Annotated in this window: 21 protein-coding genes; 6 read left to right on the plus strand and 15 right to left on the minus strand. The window is 62.1% G+C overall.

The window, feature by feature from the left end; all coding sequences use genetic code 11:
- The first annotated feature begins 22 nt into the window (after positions 1–22).
- Positions 23–1300 carry a beta-ketoacyl-ACP synthase II gene (gene fabF, locus ABB26_RS08550; RefSeq protein ID WP_057633258.1) on the plus strand — a complete coding sequence of 426 codons (1278 nt, stop codon included), beginning with the start codon at positions 23–25 and terminating at the stop codon, positions 1298–1300.
- Between the two features lie 723 nt (positions 1301–2023).
- Here fabF and ABB26_RS08555 read toward each other — a convergent pair.
- From ABB26_RS08555 to ABB26_RS08595, 9 genes are all read right to left on the minus strand, one after another.
- The gene (locus ABB26_RS08555) at positions 2024–2551 is read right to left on the minus strand and encodes a lipocalin family protein (RefSeq protein ID WP_425477251.1); all 528 of its coding nucleotides are present in this window, start codon (positions 2549–2551) and stop codon (positions 2024–2026) included.
- A 38-nt stretch (positions 2552–2589) separates the two neighbouring features.
- Entirely contained in the window at positions 2590–3666 is a 1077-nt protein-coding gene (locus tag ABB26_RS08560) for an SAM-dependent methyltransferase (RefSeq protein ID WP_057633260.1), read from the minus strand.
- 5 nt (positions 3667–3671) lie between these two features.
- Positions 3672–4448 carry a DUF1295 domain-containing protein gene (locus ABB26_RS08565; RefSeq protein WP_057633261.1) on the minus strand — a complete coding sequence of 259 codons (777 nt, stop codon included), beginning with the start codon at positions 4446–4448 and terminating at the stop codon, positions 3672–3674.
- On the minus strand, positions 4445–4990 hold the full coding sequence (locus tag ABB26_RS08570; RefSeq protein ID WP_057633262.1) for a DUF2878 domain-containing protein: 546 nt from the start codon (positions 4988–4990) through the stop codon (positions 4445–4447). The genes ABB26_RS08565 and ABB26_RS08570 overlap by 4 nt, the downstream gene beginning before the upstream one ends.
- 1 nt (position 4991) lies before the next feature.
- Positions 4992–6251 carry an SAM-dependent methyltransferase gene (locus ABB26_RS08575; protein ID WP_057633263.1) on the minus strand — a complete coding sequence of 420 codons (1260 nt, stop codon included), beginning with the start codon at positions 6249–6251 and terminating at the stop codon, positions 4992–4994.
- Positions 6248–7015 carry a DUF1365 domain-containing protein gene (locus tag ABB26_RS08580; protein ID WP_057633264.1) on the minus strand — a complete coding sequence of 256 codons (768 nt, stop codon included), beginning with the start codon at positions 7013–7015 and terminating at the stop codon, positions 6248–6250. Before ABB26_RS08580 ends, ABB26_RS08575 begins: the two co-directional genes overlap by 4 nt.
- Positions 7012–8289 (minus strand): NAD(P)/FAD-dependent oxidoreductase, encoded by a 1278-nt coding sequence (locus ABB26_RS08585; protein ID WP_057633265.1) that lies wholly within the window; start codon positions 8287–8289, stop codon positions 7012–7014. Before ABB26_RS08585 ends, ABB26_RS08580 begins: the two co-directional genes overlap by 4 nt.
- Before the next feature lies 1 nt (position 8290).
- Positions 8291–9247, minus strand: coding sequence for an acyl-CoA desaturase (locus ABB26_RS08590; RefSeq protein WP_057633266.1), 957 nt, complete (start codon positions 9245–9247; stop codon positions 8291–8293).
- 83 nt (positions 9248–9330) lie between these two features.
- Entirely contained in the window at positions 9331–10098 is a 768-nt protein-coding gene (locus ABB26_RS08595) for a hypothetical protein (RefSeq protein ID WP_057633326.1), read from the minus strand.
- 129 nt (positions 10099–10227) lie between these two features.
- Here ABB26_RS08595 and ABB26_RS08600 point away from each other — a divergent pair, with 129 nt between their 5' ends.
- Genes ABB26_RS08600 through ABB26_RS08610 form a run of 3 tightly spaced genes read left to right on the plus strand, consistent with a single transcriptional unit; the run spans position 10228 to position 12231 of the window.
- Entirely contained in the window at positions 10228–10851 is a 624-nt protein-coding gene (locus ABB26_RS08600) for a sigma-70 family RNA polymerase sigma factor (protein WP_057633267.1), read from the plus strand.
- Positions 10848–11528 carry a ChrR family anti-sigma-E factor gene (locus ABB26_RS08605; protein ID WP_057633268.1) on the plus strand — a complete coding sequence of 227 codons (681 nt, stop codon included), beginning with the start codon at positions 10848–10850 and terminating at the stop codon, positions 11526–11528. Before ABB26_RS08600 ends, ABB26_RS08605 begins: the two co-directional genes overlap by 4 nt.
- Positions 11529–11547: 19 nt before the next feature.
- Entirely contained in the window at positions 11548–12231 is a 684-nt protein-coding gene (locus ABB26_RS08610) for a Rossmann-fold NAD(P)-binding domain-containing protein (RefSeq protein ID WP_057633269.1), read from the plus strand.
- Between the two features lie 44 nt (positions 12232–12275).
- Here ABB26_RS08610 and ABB26_RS08615 read toward each other — a convergent pair whose 3' ends face one another.
- Complete coding sequence (locus ABB26_RS08615) at positions 12276–12761, minus strand: TspO/MBR family protein (protein ID WP_057633270.1); 486 nt, start codon at positions 12759–12761, stop codon at positions 12276–12278.
- 459 nt (positions 12762–13220) lie between these two features.
- Here ABB26_RS08615 and ABB26_RS08620 point away from each other — a divergent pair, with 459 nt between their 5' ends.
- Positions 13221–14570: a sensor histidine kinase gene (locus tag ABB26_RS08620; RefSeq protein ID WP_161809025.1), complete on the plus strand. Its 1350-nt coding sequence runs from the start codon at positions 13221–13223 to the stop codon at positions 14568–14570.
- 66 nt (positions 14571–14636) lie between these two features.
- On the opposite strand, the gene ABB26_RS08625 is transcribed toward ABB26_RS08620, so the two are convergent.
- Together ABB26_RS08625 and ABB26_RS08630 are read right to left on the minus strand one after the other, a co-directional pair.
- Positions 14637–14867 carry a hypothetical protein gene (locus ABB26_RS08625; protein WP_152982598.1) on the minus strand — a complete coding sequence of 77 codons (231 nt, stop codon included), beginning with the start codon at positions 14865–14867 and terminating at the stop codon, positions 14637–14639.
- A gap of 388 nt (positions 14868–15255) precedes the next feature.
- Positions 15256–16470 carry a benzoate/H(+) symporter BenE family transporter gene (locus ABB26_RS08630; RefSeq protein WP_057633273.1) on the minus strand — a complete coding sequence of 405 codons (1215 nt, stop codon included), beginning with the start codon at positions 16468–16470 and terminating at the stop codon, positions 15256–15258.
- 108 nt (positions 16471–16578) lie between these two features.
- Between ABB26_RS08630 and pdxR the strand changes: the two genes are divergently transcribed.
- Positions 16579–18078: a MocR-like pyridoxine biosynthesis transcription factor PdxR gene (pdxR, locus tag ABB26_RS08635; protein ID WP_057633274.1), complete on the plus strand. Its 1500-nt coding sequence runs from the start codon at positions 16579–16581 to the stop codon at positions 18076–18078.
- A gap of 179 nt (positions 18079–18257) precedes the next feature.
- On the opposite strand, the gene ABB26_RS08640 is transcribed toward pdxR, so the two are convergent.
- From ABB26_RS08640 to ABB26_RS08645, 3 genes are all read right to left on the minus strand, one after another.
- Positions 18258–18647 (minus strand): substrate-binding domain-containing protein, encoded by a 390-nt coding sequence (locus ABB26_RS08640; protein WP_152982599.1) that lies wholly within the window; start codon positions 18645–18647, stop codon positions 18258–18260.
- A 623-nt stretch (positions 18648–19270) separates the two neighbouring features.
- Complete coding sequence (locus tag ABB26_RS19155) at positions 19271–19681, minus strand: hypothetical protein (RefSeq protein ID WP_161809026.1); 411 nt, start codon at positions 19679–19681, stop codon at positions 19271–19273.
- A gap of 79 nt (positions 19682–19760) precedes the next feature.
- Positions 19761–20138, minus strand: coding sequence for a DUF3693 domain-containing protein (locus ABB26_RS08645; protein WP_152982602.1), 378 nt, complete (start codon positions 20136–20138; stop codon positions 19761–19763).
- Between the last annotated feature and the right edge of the window lie 58 nt (positions 20139–20196).

Raw genomic sequence — 20196 nt, forward strand, 5'->3', positions numbered from 1 at the left:
CCTTTTATATGAGAAGTGACACATGAGCATTGCTGACAAAGACCGCATTGTGGTGACCGGAATGGGCGTGGTCAGCCCACTCGGCTGCGGTGTGGGAACCGTCTGGTCTCGCCTCTTGGCAGGACGCTCGGGCATCGGGTTGCTGGATGCCGATATCTCGGCGGGAACCGGCTGCGAGGTCGGTGGTCGGGTGCCGGATCTCCTTCAAGATCCTGAGGCAGGCTTTGATTCCAGCGGCATCATCGCGCCGAAAGATCTCAAGAAGATGGATCGTTTCGTTGAGTTTGCGTTGGTCGCTGCGCACGAAGCGCTTGCGCAGGCGGGTTGGCGGAATGCTGATGAGCGCGGGTTGCTGCGAACCGCCACTGTGATCGCGACGGGAATCGGTGGGTTTGGATCTATTGTCAATGCGGTCCACACCACTGATAGCCGTGGGCCTGGGCGATTGTCGCCATTCACCGCGCCCACCTTCCTAGCCAACATGGCGGCGGGGCAGGCTTCGATCCGTTACGGGTTCAAGGGCCCGCAGGGCGCGCCCGTGACGGCATGTGCAGCGGGCGTCCAGGCGATCGGGGACGCAGCGCGCCTCATTCGATCCGGTGAGGCGGACATCGCGTTGTGTGGTGGTGCCGAGGCGGCAATACACCGGGTCAGCCTCGGCGGCTTCGCCGCTGCCAAGGCGCTAAGTACGTCATTCAATGACACGCCGCAAGCAGCGTCTCGCCCCTTTGATGAGCAGCGAGACGGGTTTGTCATGTCCGAAGGGGCAGGGTTGCTGGTGATTGAGCGGTTGGACCACGCCTTGGCGCGTGGCGCCAAACCGCTGGCCGAACTGGTTGGCTACGGCACAACGTCCGATGCCTACCATCTTACGGCGGGTCCAGAGGATGGCAGCGGGGCGCGTCGGGCGATGGAGATCGCGCTGGCGCAGGCGGGCATTACTCCGGCGCAGGTCGATCACATCAACGCGCATGCGACATCTACGCAGGTCGGTGATCGGGCTGAACTTGCCGCGATGCGTGCGCTGTTTGGGTCCCGCCCCGATCTTCTGATCTCTGCCACCAAGTCCAGCACCGGACACCTGCTTGGGGCGGCTGGCGGCATCGAAGCAATCTTCACCGTGCTCGCCCTGCTCGATCAGGTCGCGCCAGCCACGCTCAATCTCGATCGGCCAGATCCGTTGGCCGAAGGACTTTCGATCATCGCCGGCGCGCCGCGGAGGGCCGCGATGGAGTTCGCCATGACCAATGGATTTGGGTTTGGCGGCGTGAACGCCAGTGCTTTGTTCAGGCGCCTGTGAGCAAGGCGGCCTCCCGTCCCTTTCCAAGCAAAACTGCTCTGCGCTGGGAAGGCGCGCGGGCATTGAGCCGACGTTGGATACAGGATGCGGCCGGCACTGTATTTGCGGAAGAGGGATTTGAGAGCGGGGCCTGTCCTAGATTTTGTGTAAACGGGTCACCGGCAGGAAACTGCCATCTGACCTGGAGACACCATGAGTTCACGCAAACATGAAGTACCCAGCGAGTTGCTGAGCAGCTTGTTGGCTAACTACAGGAGACCTTAGGACCTGATCGGCGAGAGCGGCCTGCTAAAGCAGTTGACCAAGCTGCTGGTTGAGAATCCAAAACCCGCTTACACGAAAGTCTGCACACGCTCATCCGTGATTGGAAGGCAGCCCTGAACCGATTTACCATCCAGTTTGAGGGGCGACTCCCTCAGCTGTAATCCGAATCCCGTTTACACAAAAATCTGCACACGCTCAATTCTCACAGGGTCGGGGTGACCATCATTTTTCCGAGGCCCCATCGGAGTGTCGAACGAAAGCGGCGCGAACAAGACCAAGTGACTGAACGATCGCCTGAAACTCAAGCTGTGAGCCCTCCTATTTCTTGCTGCCATAGGCGCCGAGGATCACAGCAAGTTGCAACCAATGGATGCGTCAGCGATTCCAGTAGCCCTTCGCCGCGTACCAGGTTGATGAATAGCCCCGCGGCGGTCTCGGCGCTGACGGCCTCCCAAATCTTTAGTCGATCGAAGGTGGGAGGCGGTCAGTGTGTGGAACCCGGCGAATTTTGCTCAGGTCATAGCCCATATCCTTGATGCGTTCCACCGCGCGTTGGTAGTCCGTCTCCGAAACTTGTGGGGTACGCGCCATGTACCAGACGTAGTCGCGCTTAGTACGAGCGACGATGGTTTGGCTGTAGCCATCGTCCAGCCAGGAGATGATGTATTCGGCCTGGATCGGCCAGAAGAACTGCATCCCCCAGACTGCACCATTGCCTTCAGCCTCCACCTTGCCGATGGGGTGCATTGATTCTAGCGGCGCCTGGAAACTGCCCTTGCGATAGGTGAAGGTGGTCTGGATTCGGCCATCAGGTCTCAACGCGTAGTTCTCCACTGCATCGAAGGCTTCGCGCTCGGGTGGCGATGGGATATGTGCGATCACATACCAGTCGCCCATGAAACGCGGCACGTCCACCGATGTAGGGCGCGGTAACGGCCGCGTGTCCAGGTTGCTGCAACCAGTGCCGAACAAGGCGATGGACAGCATCGACAGAAGCGGGAGGTTTCGCATGTGCGTGTCCTTCTTCAGCGGGGACGGAACAGGTAGTGCGCCACCAGCCATTGCTGGCCGTCGTCGTAGCCGAACAATTCCGCACAGGCCATCCAGAAAATCCGCCAGCGCTGCCACCAGATGCGTGCAGCGGCTTCGCTGCCGTAGGTCTGCACCAGCACAGGCATGATGCGCACGCGTGCGGCGTCCTGGCGTTGCAACCAATGATTGGCGGTGCGTTGGTAATGACTTCCATCCAGCAGCCAGCGCTGCTGCAACTGCAGGTCGCGCTGGAAATGCAGCAATGTGTCGGCTGCGGGCATCAAGCCACCGGTGAAGAAATGACGCCCCATCCAGTTGTCCTCGCCCACCGTGTCGAACGGATACATATGCGTGCGATGGGCGAATATGTGTACGAACAGGGTGCCATCAGGCTTCAGCCATCGTGAAATATTGCCCAGCAATCGTCGGTAGTTGCGGATGTGCTCGAACATCTCCACCGACACGCAGCGGTCGAAGGCGGCGGACGGAAGTTCCAGCTGGTTGACGTCGACGGTCTGCACGTTGACGTTGTCCAGGCCGCGCGCGGCACACTCGGCCAGGATATGCTCGCGTTGGCTACGGGAGTTGGAAATCGCGGTGATGCGCGCATCAGGGTAGCGTTCGGCAATCCACAATGTCAGTGAGCCCCAACCGCAACCGAGTTCGAGGATATGCTGGCCATTGGCAAGCCCGGCGCGCTCCCCGTACAACTCCAGCATCGCGTCTTCTGCTTCATCCAATGTCTCGGTGCCGATGCGGTAGTAGCAGCTGCTGTACTTCAAACGATGGCCAAGACAGGCTTGGAAGAACGCTGCGGGCACTTCGTAGTGCTGGCGGTTTGCGGCATCCACATGCAGCGCCAACGGACTGCTGGCCAGTTCGGCGATGCGCCGGCTGAAGCGCTCGGAATGCGCCTGCATGTCCTCTTCCGATTCCTCGGCAAGACGTTGTGCGCACAAGCGGCGGATACCCCAGCGCAAGGCTGCATCCGGCAGCCAGCCGCGCTCGGCCCAGCCGGTCAAGCCGGCTTCTGCGTCGGAAACAGGGTCCAGAGGCGTGACTACGTTCATGGCGATTACTCCTTGGCAGGGCGAGGGAACCAGGGGAAGAACATCGGTGTGGTGCGCTGGTAGGCGCGGTAGTCTTCGCCGCGGCTGCGCAGCGCCTGTTTCTCGGTGAACGGAATGCCGCTCAGGTAACGCAGGAACAGGTACATCAGCACCGGACCTGCCCAGGCCAGCGACCAAAGCGGCGAGCCAACTGCGAGCAGCACATAGGTGAACCAGTGCAGCCATTCAAAGAAATAGTTGGGGTGGCGTGAGTAGCGCCACAGACCCTGCCGGCAGGTGCGGCCTTTGTTGGCTGGGTCGGCGCGGAAACGTGCAAGCTGGCGGTCTGCCACCGATTCGCCGGTCACGCTCAGCAGCCACACCGCCACTGCTGCGATCAGCCATCCATATCCGTCGGAGCTTGGATTGACGGCCACCGCGACGAAGGGCAGGGCGAACAGAACAACCAGCAGCGCCTGGGCAATGAAATAGCCGAAGATCTTTCCCTGATGGCTGTGCCAGTGCTCGCGCAGATACTTGTAGCGACCGTCTTCGGCCTCATGCCGCACCCGCTGCCATAAATGCAGGGCGAGCCTGCTGCCCCACACCCCGCCCAGCACCGCCAAGCTGATACGTGGCAATGCCGCACCGTCGCCAAGCCACGCAAGCAGCAAGGCTGCAGCAGCCAAGCCCTTGGCCCAGAGCACATCGACGATGCCAATATTGCGGTGGAGGCGTTGCCAGGCCCAGCCAATGCTCATCACCACGACGGCGTACAGCAGTACCCACAGTAGCTTGCTCATGGCGATGTGCCTACCAGCGTCTGTTGATTGGTGCGGGACCAATGCCGCGCGCACAGTGTCAGCAGTGTCAGAGCCACGCTCCAGCCGACGCCGAGCAGCAACACGCCTTGCCATGCCGGTGCGGCGAAACGCACAGCGTCGAAACCGCGCGCGGCGGACAGATAGGCCAGTGGTGCCAGCAGTAGCCCAAAAGTCACCGGCAACAGCCAATTCCGCCGCAGGAAGGCCATCGACGAGGTCAAGGTCATCGCAAACGCAGCCCAGAGCGCCATGATCCACGGCGGCGGTATCCAGCCAAGTGGCGCAGCGGCGTAGTCGACGCGGCCACTGGCCGCGGCCACGCCGTCCACCAACCAGGCACAGACTAGTGCGAGCAGCAGCAGACGCAGCTCGACCCGTGGCTGGCTGGCGCTGGCAAACTGGCTGACAACGTACAGCGCCGAGGCGAGCAACGCGGGCCATTGCCAGCCGCGACCGGCGCCGGCCACCGCGCACAGCCAGACCAGTTGGTTGCCGAGCAGATTGAGCAGGGGCCGGCGCATCTCAGCCGATCCGCCCGGAGTTGCCGGCAGGGCGATAGCTGGGCCGCGCCAGCAACAGATGCGACACACCGATCGAGCGTTCAAGGAAGCCGCCTTCGCAGTACGCGAGATAGAACTCCCAAAGTCTGCAGAAGCGCGCATCGAAGCCTTGTGCATGTACTGCCTGCAGCTGCGCCATGAAGCGCTGCCGCCACGCACGCAGCGTCAACGCATATGAGTAGCCGAAGTCCTGCTGGGCAAGCAATTGCAGATCGCTGGCACGCGTCTTGGCCGCCAGGATGGCGGTGAGCGACGGGATGAAGCTGCCGGGGAATACGAAGCGCTTGATGTAGTCAACGCTGCGCCGTGCCTGCTCGTAGCGGTGGTCCTCGATGGTGATGGCCTGCAGTAGTGCCACGCCCTCTGGCTTGAGCAGACGCTGCAAGGTGCCCATGTAGGTTTCCAGGTACTCGGCGCCGATGGCCTCGATCATCTCGATCGAAACGAGCTTGTCGAACTGGCCTTCAAGATCACGGTAGTCCTGCATTAGCAGGGTGATCCTGTCCTGCAGTCCGGCCTCGGCTACCCGTTGCGTGGCCAGTGCATGTTGCTCGGCTGAGATAGTGGTGGTCGTTACATGGCAACCGTAGTTGCGCGCCGCGTGCACGGCGAAGCCGCCCCAGCCAGTACCGATCTCGATCACACTGTCGCCAGGCTGCAACTGCAGTTGCTCGCAGATGCGGTCGAGCTTGCGCCGTGAAGCCGCTTCAAGGGAAGTGTTCTCATCGGCAAACAAGGCCGACGAGTACATCAGGTCCGGCGACAGGAACAGTGAGAAGAAATCGTTGCCAAGGTCATAGTGCGCAGCGATATTGCGGCGGCTGCCTTTGCGGCTGTTGCGACGCAGCCGGTTCCAGCCACGCAGCAGCCAACCGCCGATGCGCGCCGGGCCGCGCTCCATGCCGTCGAGCAGATCGCGGTTGCGTACCAGGATGCGCACCAGCGCAACCAGGTCGCTGCAGCGCCAATCGCCGTTGATATAGCTTTCGCCCGCGCCGACGCTGCCCTGCGCGGCAACTTTGCCATAGAAGGCCGGGTCATCGATGGTCACCGTGGCCTGCAGTTCTGCGGCTGCATCGCCCAGCACCACCTCACCCAAGGCATCGCGAACGCGTAGGCAACCCGCATGCAAGGGTGCCAACTCGGCAAGCAGCCGGCGTCGCAGCAGGGCATCCAGCGCGCCCGGTTGCGGCAGGACGACCGAGGAGCTCATCTGGTTCATCGGGATTTCTCGGCAAGGGAAGGATGGTCGTGGACCGGGTTGCGTTTGAGCCACAGGCGCAGCGCCTGCCAATGGATGGCAGCGACGACCTGCACCGTCATCAACGGATAACAGGCCAGTACCTTGGCCAGCCCGACGCCATCCAGCGGCTGGCGTTGCATGGATTGGGTAGCGTCGAACTGACGCTCACCGTTGCGCCAGACCTGCATATGCACGCGCAGGTCGTCGCCGGGCGCGGTGAAGCGCCAGTCGTAGCAGCAATCCATTGGCATGAAGGGCGAAACGTGGAAGCACTTGTCGAACTGCCAGTGCAGCGCATGGCCCTTTGTGCCTGCCGTTGCGAGGGGCAGGACGTATGCGTGGTGTTCTTTCCACGGCGTGTTGGTGATGTCGGCCACGATACAGTCGAGGGTGACGCCGTCGGCGTGATAGCAGTAGTAGAAGCTGACCGGGTTGAACACATGGCCGGCCACGCGCAGATGCGTGAGCAGGCGCACCGGCCCCTGTGGCCGATAACCAAGCACTGGCGCTGCGTGGTCTCTCACTGCGTCCGCCAGCGGTTGCGCCGGATCGCCGAAGTAGTCGCTGCGACGGAATTGAGCCAGGTTGGGGCGGTTCACCGACCACAGCCAACGTCCCGCGAAGAGCTGGTCCAACTCATCCAGGTCCAGCAACAGCTGGGCGATGGGATAGCGGAACGCATGCGGATGCGGCAGATGCCGACGATGTACGACATGGCCTAGATAGATCGCACTGTTGCTCATGCGGTCGCCTCCGGCTGTGTCAGCCAGAATGCGTTCGACCTGCACTCGGCCAGCGCATCCACCACGCGGCGGGCACTGCGGATGCCATCCTCATGGAAGCCCCAGCCCCAATACGCACCGGCGAACCAGGTGTGGCGCTGGCCCTGGATATCGGCCCAGCGCCGTTGCGCGGCCACGGCGGCATGGTCATGCACCGGGTGCGCATAGCGCATGTGTCGCAGCACCTTGGCAGGATCGATCCGTGCGCTGTCGTTGAGCGTCACCACCAGCGGCGTATTGCCCGGAAGCCTCTGCAGCAGGTTCATGCAGTAACTGACCGTGCAGGGTGCGCCGGCGGCTTGCGGCACGTGCGCGTTCCACGCCGCCCACGCCTTGCGATTGCGTGGCAGCAGTGAAGCGTCGGTATGTAGTACCACTTCGTTGTGCTGGTAGCCGATGGCGCCCAGAACCTGCTGCTCAAACGGGTCCGCATCGTCGAGCAGGCGCAAGGCCTGGTCGCTATGGCAGGCCAGGATTACTTCGTCGAAGCCTTCAACACCTGCGGTGCTGTGGACCCGAACGCCGTCCGGTTCGCGTTCCACCTTCCAGACCGCGCATTCAAGCCGTTCGCGTACCTGCCAACGCGCGCGCATGGCGTCGATATAGCGCGCCGAGCCGCCTTTCACTATACGCCATTGTGGACGCCCGCTGATCTGCAGCATCTGGTGGTTGGCCATGAACTGGACCAGGTAACGCGCCGGAAAATCCCGCACGGTTGCGGTCGGCGAAGACCAGAGTGCAGATGCCATCGGTAGCAGGTGTTCCTCGACGAAGGCCTCGCCGTAATGCTGGTCGCGCAGGTAGTCGCCGAGGGTTGGGCCGTCGCCACCCTCCAGCAACGCCGGTGCATCACGGTAGAAGCGGCGCAGGTCACGCAGCATGCCCCAGAAGCGTGGCGACAGCAGGTTGCGGCGCTGGCAGAACAGGCCATCAAGGGTGGTCGCGTTGTACTCCACGCCACTGCGCTCGCTGCGCATCGAGAAGCTCATCGTGGTCGGTTGTGATTCCACCCCAAGCTCATCGAACAGCGCGCCCAACAGCGGGTAGTGCAGCGGGTTGAAGACGATGAAGCCTGTATCCACCGCCATCGGCACCCCGCCCACCTGCAGTGCATGGGTGTGGGTGTGACCGCCGAGGTAGTCATTGGCTTCGAACAAGGTGACTTCATGCTCGCCATCCAGCCACCAGGCGCTGGCCAGCCCAGAGATCCCCGAACCTATGACTGCGACACGCATGTCAGTTCCTCGCCTTGGCCAGCACCCAGGCCGGGATCGGCTTGAGCTCTTTGACCAGGCCCAGCATTGCCATCGCGCGCAGGCCATACCAAGTCAGGTCGATCTCCCACCAGCGGAACCCTTGCCGCACGGTGCCGGGGAAGAAGTGGTGGTTGTTGTGCCAACCTTCGCCAAAGGTGATCAGCGCCAGCCAGAAGTTGTTGCGGCTGTCGTCGCGGGTGTCGAAACGACGGCGACCGAAGCGGTGCGCCAATGAATTGATGGTGACGGTAGCGTGGAACAGCACCACCGTGGAGACGAAGAATCCCCACACCAGTAATTGCATGCCCGAGGTCTGCAGGCCCGGTGCCCAGCGTTCGAGTGCTGCGCCCAGCGCATACAGGGAAATGCCAAGGAGCAGTGGCACGACGGTGTCGAAACGGTCCAGCCAGCGCAGCTCCGGAAAACGCGCAAGGTCCGGGATGCGCTGCAGGTCGGTGGCGAAGGCACCACGGGTCAGGAACCAGCCCATGTGGCTGCGCCAGAAGCCACCGGTGTGTGGCGAGTGCGGGTCCAAGGGCTGATCGGCATGGCGATGATGATGCCGGTGGTGCGCGGCCCACCACAGCGGCCCGCGCTGCACGCTGGAAGCTCCAATCACCGCGAACACGAACTGCACCGGACGAGATGCCTGAAAGGTGCGATGGGAGAAGTAGCGGTGGTAGAACCCGGTGATCGCAAACATCCGGATTGCGTATAGCGCAAGCGCGACGGCAACCGCTGTCCACGACACGCCCACCCAGATCACGCCCAGGCAGCCGATGTGCAGCGCCGCGAAGGGCAGGGCGCGCATCCAGTCGATACGTTCGCTTTGCTGCGCGGTGATTGCCGCTTCGTCAGCGCTGGCGCTATCGAACCAGCGGCGGACAGTGCGCAGCAGGACCAGACGGCGGCGGGGAAGGGGCGCTGCGGATGACATGGAAGCGTTCTCGACGAGTTTCCTTGCATCCTCTACGCAGCGCGGCTGCGATTGGATGCAGTGATCTTCTGATTCGGTGCTGGTCATCCCGGCACCGGCCCGCAGCGTGGCACCAGCGCTTGCTGTAGCTCGGCCTGCCATTGCGACGCGGGGCGCTCTACCGCCGGCTGCGCGAAGCGCACCGTTACCTGCGGGTAATCACCGCGGGCATCGCGCAGATTGCTGGTGCCGCGGAACTCCAGCAGGCGCCGGTCGGCATCGGCGTACACCAGCGACAGGCGCGGCGCGATCTCCCCGTACCAGGCATCCAGCTGCACCTCGATGGATTGGGCTGGCATGCCCTGCCAGCGAACCGCACCGGTACGTTGCACCTGCACCGGGTAGTAACGCTGCCGGCCGGGCACCAGGAACTGCAGGGCCAGGCGCTCGCCCTGCATCAGCCGCTGCCAGTGGCTGCGTACGGCAGCGTCGAAACCCGCATCGATCACTGCATCGGCCGGAAGTGGCAGCCGCTGCGTGCGCGTTCTTGCCTGCGTGTCCTCCTTCCAGCTCAGTTGCACGCCGCTGTCGGTTATCTCGATGCTTGCCGCCTGGCCGCTGCGGCGGTCTTCCAGCCGATAACCGGGTGCCTGAACCGGGCCGCTGACCCTCAACTGCTTGCGCGCGAAGGGCTCGCCGCCGGGGCACAGGTACTGCACCCAGCGCTCGCCTGCTTCACCGGCGCCGCGCTGCCAGTGCACTTCCCGGTAGGCGACGGTGCCGGCCGTGGTGGTGGCAACGCCTTCGCTGCGCAACAGCGGCGTGGCCGATGCCGCCAAGGGCGGGCACAACAACAGGCAGAGCATGCGCATGGTGGCATCCGGCGTCGAATGCACTGCCTACGCGCGGGGCCGGCGATTGGATGCAGGCAGCGAGTGCATCCAATTGCCGCCGCCGTGCGTAGCAAGGACACCACATTCACTCCAACGCCGCCCACGCAGATGTACCCTGACCCCGGCAAAGCCCCTTCCCCTTTCGACACCGCGCGGATCGTGTCCAGTTCACAGCAGCTGAGCAAAGAGCCAATGAACTGGACCGGCGACATGGACGGTGTGGCGCGGCTGCGTGACCGCGACTGTTTCATGCGCATATACGACCATTTCATGCCGCGCCTGTGCGTCTACCTGCGTGGCTTGGGCGACCCCGCGGCAGTGGCCGAGGAGCTGGCACAGGAATGCCTGTTGCGGCTGTGGCTGCGCGCGGCTGACTACGACCCGGCGCAGGGCGCGCTGAGCACCTGGCTGTACCGCATCGCGCGCAACCTGCATATCGACCGCGTGCGCCATGAGCGCAGCTGGACGCTGGTGCAGGCAGCCGTGGAAGACGCCGCTGCCAGCGACGTGCTTGAGCGCAGCAGTGCCGAGCAGTTCGCCGACCACGCACGGCTGCGGCAACGCATCAACGAACTCTCCGCCGTGCAGGCGCGGCTGGTGCGGATGTCCTATTTCGAGGCGAAGAGCCACGGCGAGATCGCACAGGCGTTGGGGATGCCCTTGGGAACGGTGAAGTCACATCTGCGGCGGGCGTTCGTGCTGCTGCAGTCCAAGGTCGGGGGTGCGGCATGAATCCGCATCACCACCTGCACGAATCGACCTTGATGAGCTATGCCGCCGGTGCCCTGCAGGCGCCGTTGAGCATCGTTGCCGGCGTCCATCTTGAGCAGTGCCCACACTGCCGCAAGCGCCTGCGTGAAGCCGAAGCGGTCGGCTCGGCATTGCTTGAACAAACCCAGCCCGTGCTTGAGGAAGCGCGGCGCGAAACGCTGCGTGCTGCCATACTGGCGCAGCTGATGGAGCCCAGCACGACCGCGATGCCGGAGCAGCCGCCAGAGCGCCCCTTGCCGCCAGAGCGCCCGCAGGCCGACCCGGAGTATCTGCCGGCATCGCTGCACCCTTACTTCGGTGATTCGCTGGGTAGCCTGCGTTGGCGTTGGATGGCGCCGGGTGTGCATTGCATCCGTGCGAAGCAGATGCCGTCCCTGATCATGCTGAAGATCGCGCCGGGCAAGTGCCTGCCGATGCACAGTCATGGCCGCAGTGAACTCACACAGATCCTGCGCGGCTCGTACAACGATGCCTTGGGCTTGTTCGCACCCGGCGACGTGGCAGACCTGGATGGCGACGTCGAGCACCAGCCGGTAACGGCACCCGGTGTGCCATGCATCTGCGTGTCGGCGCTGGATGCACCGTTGGTGTTCAGTGGCTGGTTGGCGCGCAAAGTGCAGCGCTTCGTCAAACTCTAGTTCGCACGGGACGCAAGCGATGAACGATGCCGGACGCCTGAAGATCGTGTTGACCGGGGCCAGTGGGCTGGTCGGTCAGGGCGTGGCATTGGCCTGCGCCGGTTCCGCGCACGTCAAGCGCACGGTCGCGCTGGTGCGGCGTGCGGGCGGGCTGGTGACGGCGACCGAGGAGTTGGTGCTGGAGGACTTCCAGCAGGCACACCGCCGGCGCGCCGATCTGGTTGGCTTCGATGCCTGCTTCTATTGCGCAGGTGCGGCACCGGTTGGCACTGCGGAAGAGGAGTACCGGCGAGTCACGCTGGACACCACGCTGGCGGTTGCGCAGACCTGGTTTGCAGCCAATCCACAGGGCATGTTCCTGTATGTATCAGGTGCCCACGCCAACCCTGAAAGCCACATCATGCCGCTGCGCATCAAGGGCGAGACCGAACAGGCATTGGTGCAGCTGTCAGGACGGACGGTGATGCTGCGGCCGGGTGGCGTGTGCCCGGTTACCGGCACGGGCACCCGCCATAGGCTGTTGAAGCCACTGTATGTGCTCGGCGGGCCGCTGATGCAGCTGGCAGGCGCTGCGCTGCCGTCGATGGTGACCAGCAACCTGAGCGTTGGCCGCGCGATGATCGCGCTGGCGCGCATGCGTGATCCACCGGATGTGGTGGAATGCGCGCAGATAAACCAGCTTGGAGATGCCAACGCGGCGTGATCCTGCAAGTGCAATGCAGTGCATAGGCTGCAGAATTCGCTTGCTTACAACAGCCCTGGATTCGCCTGCCAGACCGCATGGTTGAGCACGCTGGCAAAGCTCACCCACGCGAGGTAGGGCAGCAGCAGGCAGGCCGCCAGCTTATGAATGCGCCAGAACGCAATCAGCGTGGCAACGATCAACACCAGTAGGAGCAGGATGTCGGCAAAGGCTAGCGCACCTTGTTTCCAGCCGAAGAACAGCCAGCTCCACAAGGTGTTGAGGCTCAGCTGCAGCAGGTACAGCATCAAGGCCGGTGCTGCCGCGCCCCAACCGCGTTCGCGCCAGACAAGGAATGCCGCCAGCGCCATCAGTGCATACAGTGCGGACCACACCGGCCCGAACAGGCTAGCCGGTGGTGCCCATGCAGGCAGCGCAAGATTGGCGTAGAAACTGGCGGCAGAGATGGAGGCGCGTGCGCCCAGCGCAGCGGCAAGGAAGGTGATCAAGGCCCAGCCCGAAAGTCCAAGTAGTTGTCCGCGCATCTGCATGTCTAGTGCTTGTCTCTTGCTTCGTGATCGTGTCCAAGTCATACGAGGCAGCGAAGGGTTTGGATGCACTCATTAGGACTAGTGACGGCACCGCTCTTTCAAAATACTTACTCAGTGGCCTTTGAGGGCCGGTAAACTTTGCAGAGGAAGGGCCCCGTGATCCAGTTCCTAATGAGAAGCGCTGTCTTATGCGCAGAACGGGCCTCGCCGATGCCAGGATTCGAAGATGGTTTGGTTTTTTTGGCGTGAGGGACGATGTGAGTAATACATCCTTGGGTAGGTTTATTAACCTTAAATTTCAAATAGATATGTTTTATTTGTGATTGATGGTGGGGAGCAGGGGCTGACCAATTCGGCAGCCAGCAAGTGGGTGCAATGGGGAGAGCAGGCAGAGTGGAAAACAACGTCTTGGTGTCGCCTGTAAGTGCGTGGGCCAGGGGCCTGCAGCGATGGCGAAGCATGCTGCACTGGGTGCTGGATGTGCCAGTAGTCGATCCGGTGGATCGACGTAATGCGCCGATGCTTCAGTTGGTTTCCTTCCTGCTGGCGGTGCTCCCGACGGCCGCTTGGTGCTATCGGGCGTTGCTGGTGGATATCCCGTGGCGGCCGGGTGAAGTCACCGGCATGGTGTTCGGCCTGTCCGTCAGTGCCATCGCCGCATTGAGCTTGGTGCTCGTGCGCAAAGGGAAATTCAGGCCAGCCTCCCATGCGTTGCTGGCAGTGTTCGCAGCGACAGTGATTCCCGCCTACCTGGTCGCAGGTTTTGGTGGGCAGCGGTTCGAGCAGCCGGTCCTGGCCATCTGGATGGCGATTGCTGCGCTAGCGGTGGGGCGTGTGGCTTTGTGGCTGATGTTCCTCTGCATCGCCGCGGCCTTCGGGCTGGGGATAGCAGTGGATATCGGAAAGCAGGGCAAGGCGGTCGAACTCTTGGGCGATGCGGCTTTCAGTATGGCCATCTTTCTGATGATTGCTGTCGTGCTGGACCGAAGCTCTGTCGCCCTCCGCGAAAGCCTTCGGGAAGCGCAGACACGCGGGGACGCATTGGATGTCGCCAACCGGCGCTTGAAGGAAGAAATGGCGGAGCGCGAGCGCACCTTTGCACAGTTGGTCCAGGCGCAAAAGATGGAAGCCGTCGGTAGGCTCGCAAGTGGGGGCGCCCACGACTTCGGCAATGTCCTGTCAGTGGCAGGCGGGTACGTACGCAGGGGGCTGCACTCCGGCGGCGAGGCGCAGATGCGTGAATCGCTGGTCGGTATCGATTCGGCGGTGAGCCGGGCCAACCTGTTGACTCGCCGGCTGCTGTCGCTCGTTCGACAGGAGGAGGGCGTGGAGGAGTGGTTCGATCCGGGCGAGGCGTTGACTGCGCTGATTCCGATGATTCGGCAATTGATGGGGCCGGATGTGAGAGTCGAAGTCACGCTCAATGAGAATCTGCCTTCGATATTCTTCGATCGGATGCAGTTCGACCTGATGATTTTGAACGTCGTCGCGAACGCGGATCACGCCATGCCCGATGGCGGCTGCTTCTCCCTGCGGGCACGTAGGAACGGCAGCCGGTTGGTGCTGGATCTGGCCGACACCGGGGCAGGCATGGAAGACGATGTGCTGGCGCATCTTTTCGAGCCATTCTTCACTACCAAGCCACGCGGGCAGGGCAGCGGGCTTGGGCTCTCGGTCGTTCGTGACTTGCTCCAGCGGGCAGGAGGCACGGTTAGTGCCGAGAGCAGTGCACGCATCGGAACAACGATTTCCATGCGATTTGCCGACGATCTGGCGGAAGTGTCTGAGGCAAGAGCTGAAAGCTGTTAGTGATGGCTGTCCAGCATCTGCGGTCGGCCTGGCTGCGATGAATCAGATGGCGATGGGCTTGCCGGTTTAGGAGATGTAGGCGACAAGCCGCTTGCCCACGACGGCCACCATGCTGGAGAGCAGGTCCACGTCCACGGGGTGCTCCAAGTCCAGCGCCTGCGCGGGAATGCTCAGCGACTTGGCCAGCGCCTCGTGCGTCATCCGGCTCTTTACGATCTCGTTGTGCACCAGGACCTTGAGGGACTCGCCGGTCGATAGATGGATGTTGACGCCGTTACTCGGTTTGGTACGCGGCAAAGGGACGGGAGCGCCAGCCTGTAACTTTCTTTGTATCTCCGACCTCAGCGCGGAGCCGAGGCTTTTTTCCAGATGATTTGCATTCGATGTGGAAATCTCCGGCCAATCTGTCAGATGCATCACAGGATGGCTCGAGCTTCCTTCGAATCTCACGGAATATACGAACATATGCTTATTCGGGCGACACAGTTGGGTCGACTGCGCAGGCCACGCTAGACAGTGCAGGGCAGGTTGATTGTGATTTTGCGCCTCGGACTATATTGATCGCTATTACGCTTTGCACGCACGCAGCTTCACCCATTGCGTGGAAGAAGGATGCGTGCAGCGGTTCATGACGATCCTGGTGCTGGTTGGGTGTAACCCACCGAACGGCTGGGTATTTCAGTACTCAACTGGAAGTGCTGGCAACCGATTTCCACGGATTCGGCAACCGACCATTGAGCACAGCGTAGGCCACCAGTCCAATCATCAGTCCCCAGAACGCACCGCCAACTCCCAACAGGCTGATGTTCGCAGCCACCGCCAGGAAGGTGATCAAGGCCGCTTCGCGGGTCTTGGCGTCGGCCATCGCATTGGCGAGGCTGCCGCCGATGGCGCCCAGCAACGCCAACCCCGCCAACGTGGTGATGAACGTCGCCGGGAAAGCCATGAAAACAGCCGCCAGCGTCACTCCAAATACGCCAACCAGAATGTAGAACACGCCAGCGGCAATGCCGGCGATCCAGCGCTTGGAAGGATCTTCCTGCGCTTCGCGTCCTGTGCAGATGGCAGCCGTGATTGCGGCAATGTTGAAGGCGTGCGACCCAAACGGTGCCATTAGCAGGGAGCCGAGACCGGTCGTCGTCACGATGGGATTGGCGCTGGTCTTGAAGCCGTCACCACGCAGTACAAGCATGCCGGGCATGTATTGGCCGGTGAGGGTGATCACGAACAGCGGCAGCGCCACGCTCAGCAGTGCATTGAGCGAAAACACCGGCATGGTGAAGACGGGCGCGGCCAGCTTGAGATGCAGTCCTGACAGATCGGTGCGATCTTGAATCAGCAGAAAGGCCAGCCCCAGCACCAGGATGCCCACCACTGCATAGCGTGCAGAGAAGCGCTTGAACACTACGTAGGCAACGATTAACAGCCCAACCAGTAGCGGATCAATGCTCATGCCGCCGAACGCGCCGATGCCGAACTGCAGCAGGATGCCTGCCAGCAGTCCAGCGGCGACACCTGACGGGATCAGACGGATGACACGTTCGAACCAACCCGACAACCCCAACACCACAAATGCCGCTGCTGAGATCAGATAGGCACCTACCGCCTCTGCATAAGGCGTAGTTGCCAGTGCTGTGACCAGAAATGCCGCAGCCGGCGTAGACCAGGCGGTGATGATCGGTTCGCGATGCCTCCAACTCAGGAGAATCCCTGTCACGCCCACGCCGATGGAAATCGACCATACCCAGGAGGCCGTCAGCTCCGGACTCAGGCCAGCGACTTTCGCAGCCTGGAACACCAGAATGAATGTGCCGCCGTAGTTGACGATGACCGAGATCAGTCCGGCCACGATGGGATGGGTGAGATCTTTCCAATGAAGGGATGAGGGTGAAGATGACATGGGTTGACGCTGACTCCTGGCAAATCGGTCAAGTGGCTTGTGAAACGTATTTATAGGTTCAAAATGGCTGGATGTTCCCCGCCACTTTTACGATTAGGCGCCGGCCAATTGTTCAAGCACGCTCAACTTGAATCCGTAAAAGCCTGGATCGGTGACCCTGTGCATGGGGCGCTGCCGCTGCACGCGCGTCTCCAGCGAGCCCTTCGCCAATTGATCCTCGACGGCGCGCTTGCTTTGGGTAGGCCGTTACCCGCATCGCGTGCCCTGGCCAAATCGCTGGGTGTTTCCCGCGACACCGTGGAGGCGGCCTACAGCCAATTGCATGCCGAAGGTTTCATCGAGCGTCGGGTGGGCAGTGGCAGCTTCGTGTCGGAGCGGGTTCAACACTTGCCGGGCTCTGGCAGACGTCGGCGATCCGCTGTGGATGACAGGACAACACCGCGTCTCAGCCAACGGGGCAGCGCGATGTTTGGCGGCGGTGGTGTACGCGATTTCGTGACACCACGCCCCTTCGCGCCCGGTGTGCCGGAAACACGCAGCTTTCCGCTCCAGACCTGGGAGCGTCTGGGGCGTCAGGTGTTGAAGGAATACGGCACCGCATCCCTGTTGCACAGCCCGCCACAGGGCATGGAGCCGCTGCGGCAGGCAATCGCTGATTACGCCAATCTCGAACGCGGTGCGCGTGCTACTCCCGATCAAGTGCTGGTGCTGACTAGTTCCCAGCAGGCCTTGACCCTGTGCGCCACCGTGTTGCTCGACCCGGGAGACAAAATCTTCGTCGAAGATCCCATGTACCACGGTGCGCGCAAGGCGTTCGACGCTGCTGGATTGAAGTGCGTGCCGATACAGCTGGATGCCGCTGGCATGCAGGTCGAGCTTCTGCTCGAAGCAAGCAAGTTATCCGGCGAGCCGGGCAGGGCGGTGTTTCTGACGCCATCACACCAGTTCCCAACCGGAGCGACATTGGCGCTGGATCGGCGCTTGGCCATCATTGAATGGGCCAGAGCGTGCCAGGGCTGGATCATTGAAGACGACTACGACAGCGAGTTTCACTACGCAGGAAAACCCACCGCTTGCGTGCAGGGACTCGATCCGCATGCGCGGACGATCTACATCGGTACCTTCACCAAATCGTTGTTCCCCGGTCTACGCATTGGCTACATGGTTTTGCCGCCGCAACTGGTGAGGCCCATGACTGTGGCCCGCACCTTGCTGGATGGTCATAGCGCGCCGATTCCGCAGCTGACATTGGCGCGTTTCATCGAAGGCGGCCACTTCGGCGCACATGTACGTACGATGCGCGCCGTCTATGCCGAGCGGCGTGACGTGTTGGCGCGGTTGGTGCGGGAGCATCTGGCTGACTTCGTGGAGCCACTGGTTCCCACCGGCGGAATGCAGATGCCGTGCGTTTTCGTTCGTGACATCCCCGAGCCTGAGGTCGTGGAGACTGCACGCAGCGCCGGCATCGATTTGTTGGGGTTGACGGCACTGTATGCGTCGAGCTGCCATAGGGCGGGCTTTCTCATGGGATTCGCGGCCCATACACCGCACGAACTGGAAATCGCGGTCGAAAAGCTGGCAAATGTACTGCGCGTGCTTTGCCGCTGATCGTCACCAATGGCGCTGGTGAAACTCGGAGATGAAGTCCTCCGTACTGGGCGCTGAGTGCCTCGGTATACGACATCGTAGAACCACCGCCGGCGTACACGCCGGCGGCGTCCGAGAGACTCATCTAGCGTTGCGATGGGCCTGCCAGGCAACGATCAGATTGATCTCGCGGTTGGAGATCAATTCTCGACCGGGGGTGCCGTGGTTCCCTGTGCACAAGGGATGCGCTCCCCGATGTCGGGCAGGAATGCGGCATTGAATACCTCGTTTAGCTGCGGAAGACGGGAGAGCTTGCGTTGTGCTGTGGTCAGTGTGAGACCAGCACGCATGCGTTCCGGATCAATGTCACCCACACCCTGCTTGACGATCCACTCAGCGCCGCCCATGTCATCCACGGTGTCCATCAGTCGGCCGAGTTCGACACTGGCGTTCTGTTCCGGTTCGTGTGCGACCAGCAGGTCGATGGCAGCCTGCGGCTCGCAGAGCGTGTCCATGACGCCACGGTTCACCGCGCGCACCAGCCCACGTGCAGTTTCCGGCTGTTCACGCAACAAGGTCGGCGAGACCATCAGCGAGCTGCCATACAACTCGGGAACAGCGTCTCTACAACCTCAGTCCGGGCAGCGGCGGCGTTGGCTTTGCGAGCGGAGCGAGTGAGGCCGGCGCCGTTGCTGTCCCCGGTTCCGTCATTGGATACACGTCCGGCCAGCGCGGCGATCAGTTCCCGCGTAATCCGGCAACTACGATCAGCGGATACACGCCTCCGACGACGACGCTATGATTCCCCTTCACGTCCAGCATGGAGCAGGGGATGTACAGGGGAATTTTTGGGGTTGTTTTGTTGGTTTTCGCCGGTAGCGCGTCAGCTCAGCAAATTCATAGTGCTGCTGGCCGGGGAACACCGCGCGTCACCGAGACGCCCAGAGCAGCTCACAATTCTATGGCTAAGGGTACCGAGCCAATGAACTGTGAGCAGTACAGAAATCATCCTCATCCGGCCATCCACAGCATGTGTCAAGGGATGGAGGCTCGTTTGATTCAGTCGGAGGCCGTACGTGTGGGCAGGCCGTCCGCATCAACTGAAGTTGTGACGCTTCCCGGTCTCGGTACCTCAGGCGCCAAGGCGCTGGGATTTGCTTGCGTGGGTGGTCAGGCCTTTAGGAAACTGCCTAACGGTTGGGCTCAGGTTTCTTCACCGCACGGAGGCTGGCAGCGCTGCCGCGAAGGTTGATTCGGGGTGCAGGGGCGTTGCCCCTGCGGTGGCGCCGAAGTGGCGTTCGCACCATTCGCCCAGGTCTACGACGACGACTTTCACCATCGACCGCTGACCGGCTTTTCGTGCCGCATTCCTTTTTCGTGACGAGTCACGTAAATCAGCGGCATGTGCGTGCCAGAGCAGGCCGCGCAGCCTGCGTTCTGGGATTCTTTCGCCGCTTGGGGCCACCAGATCTCGTCCTGCGAGCCGCCACCCAGCCCATGGGCCAGTCAGCACGACGTGGTTCTCGATCACACGCCGGTAGTGGTCGCTCGCACAGCTGTTCGGGCATTGCGTTCCCGGTTCCCAGCACGGTGGGCGGTTGTCCAGGTTGTAGGTATCGCTCATGCCTCAATTTCCCCCTGATCCTTAGGAGGCCGCGATGGTAGGTGAGAGGTGATCCATAGCCAGATCCAGCTGAGCCGCGCTATGGCATGGGAATATGCAATTTCGCATAATGTATAAACGGTGCAGCTGAAACACCGGTTTCCGATGCCTGTACGTGCGCAGGGGAGGCGAGGCCGACTCCTATCACTAGGGCCATCGCGGTAGCGGCCAATTTGCGCCATACAGCCTTTTCTTTCTGATCCGTGGCGCGTGCTTCGCCCACGATGCCCAACACCTTTGCCAGCGGTACGCCGGTAATACCGGCAATCGTCGCGCACGTGATCGTGTCGGGGAATTTATTGCTGTTTCGCCAGTTGCTCACGGACTGTCGGGATACGCCCAGCTTGCGGGAAAGGTCGCTGTCAGACGTTGCACCGGACGCCTGCTTAGCCAGGTCAAGAAGCTCTGTGAAGTCCATCGTGTCCACCCTGTGTTGACTACTGTCCACCCCCAGTGTACTTTCCGCACTGTCCACC

Source organism: Stenotrophomonas humi (assembly GCF_001431415.1).
In the GTDB taxonomy this organism is placed as follows: Bacteria; Pseudomonadota; Gammaproteobacteria; order Xanthomonadales; family Xanthomonadaceae; genus Stenotrophomonas; species Stenotrophomonas humi.

Excerpts from the sequence above, each read along its gene's own strand:
- fabF (WP_057633258.1), top strand. The coding sequence starts at position 23 with ATGAGCATTGCTGACAAAGACCGCATTGTGGTGACCGGAATGGGCGTG.
- ABB26_RS08555 (WP_425477251.1), bottom strand. The coding sequence starts at position 2,551 with ATGCTGTCCATCGCCTTGTTCGGCACTGGTTGCAGCAACCTGGACACG.
- ABB26_RS08560 (WP_057633260.1), bottom strand. The coding sequence starts at position 3,666 with ATGAACGTAGTCACGCCTCTGGACCCTGTTTCCGACGCAGAAGCCGGC.
- ABB26_RS08565 (WP_057633261.1), bottom strand. The coding sequence starts at position 4,448 with ATGAGCAAGCTACTGTGGGTACTGCTGTACGCCGTCGTGGTGATGAGC.
- ABB26_RS08570 (WP_057633262.1), bottom strand. The coding sequence starts at position 4,990 with ATGCGCCGGCCCCTGCTCAATCTGCTCGGCAACCAACTGGTCTGGCTG.
- ABB26_RS08575 (WP_057633263.1), bottom strand. The coding sequence starts at position 6,251 with ATGAACCAGATGAGCTCCTCGGTCGTCCTGCCGCAACCGGGCGCGCTG.
- ABB26_RS08580 (WP_057633264.1), bottom strand. The coding sequence starts at position 7,015 with ATGAGCAACAGTGCGATCTATCTAGGCCATGTCGTACATCGTCGGCAT.
- ABB26_RS08585 (WP_057633265.1), bottom strand. The coding sequence starts at position 8,289 with ATGCGTGTCGCAGTCATAGGTTCGGGGATCTCTGGGCTGGCCAGCGCC.
- ABB26_RS08590 (WP_057633266.1), bottom strand. The coding sequence starts at position 9,247 with ATGTCATCCGCAGCGCCCCTTCCCCGCCGCCGTCTGGTCCTGCTGCGC.
- ABB26_RS08595 (WP_057633326.1), bottom strand. The coding sequence starts at position 10,098 with ATGCGCATGCTCTGCCTGTTGTTGTGCCCGCCCTTGGCGGCATCGGCC.
- ABB26_RS08600 (WP_057633267.1), top strand. The coding sequence starts at position 10,228 with ATGTACCCTGACCCCGGCAAAGCCCCTTCCCCTTTCGACACCGCGCGG.
- ABB26_RS08605 (WP_057633268.1), top strand. The coding sequence starts at position 10,848 with ATGAATCCGCATCACCACCTGCACGAATCGACCTTGATGAGCTATGCC.
- ABB26_RS08610 (WP_057633269.1), top strand. The coding sequence starts at position 11,548 with ATGAACGATGCCGGACGCCTGAAGATCGTGTTGACCGGGGCCAGTGGG.
- ABB26_RS08615 (WP_057633270.1), bottom strand. The coding sequence starts at position 12,761 with ATGCAGATGCGCGGACAACTACTTGGACTTTCGGGCTGGGCCTTGATC.
- ABB26_RS08620 (WP_161809025.1), top strand. The coding sequence starts at position 13,221 with ATGCTGCACTGGGTGCTGGATGTGCCAGTAGTCGATCCGGTGGATCGA.
- ABB26_RS08630 (WP_057633273.1), bottom strand. The coding sequence starts at position 16,470 with ATGTCATCTTCACCCTCATCCCTTCATTGGAAAGATCTCACCCATCCC.
- ABB26_RS08640 (WP_152982599.1), bottom strand. The coding sequence starts at position 18,647 with ATGGTCTCGCCGACCTTGTTGCGTGAACAGCCGGAAACTGCACGTGGG.
- ABB26_RS19155 (WP_161809026.1), bottom strand. The coding sequence starts at position 19,681 with ATGAGCGATACCTACAACCTGGACAACCGCCCACCGTGCTGGGAACCG.
- ABB26_RS08645 (WP_152982602.1), bottom strand. The coding sequence starts at position 20,138 with ATGGACTTCACAGAGCTTCTTGACCTGGCTAAGCAGGCGTCCGGTGCA.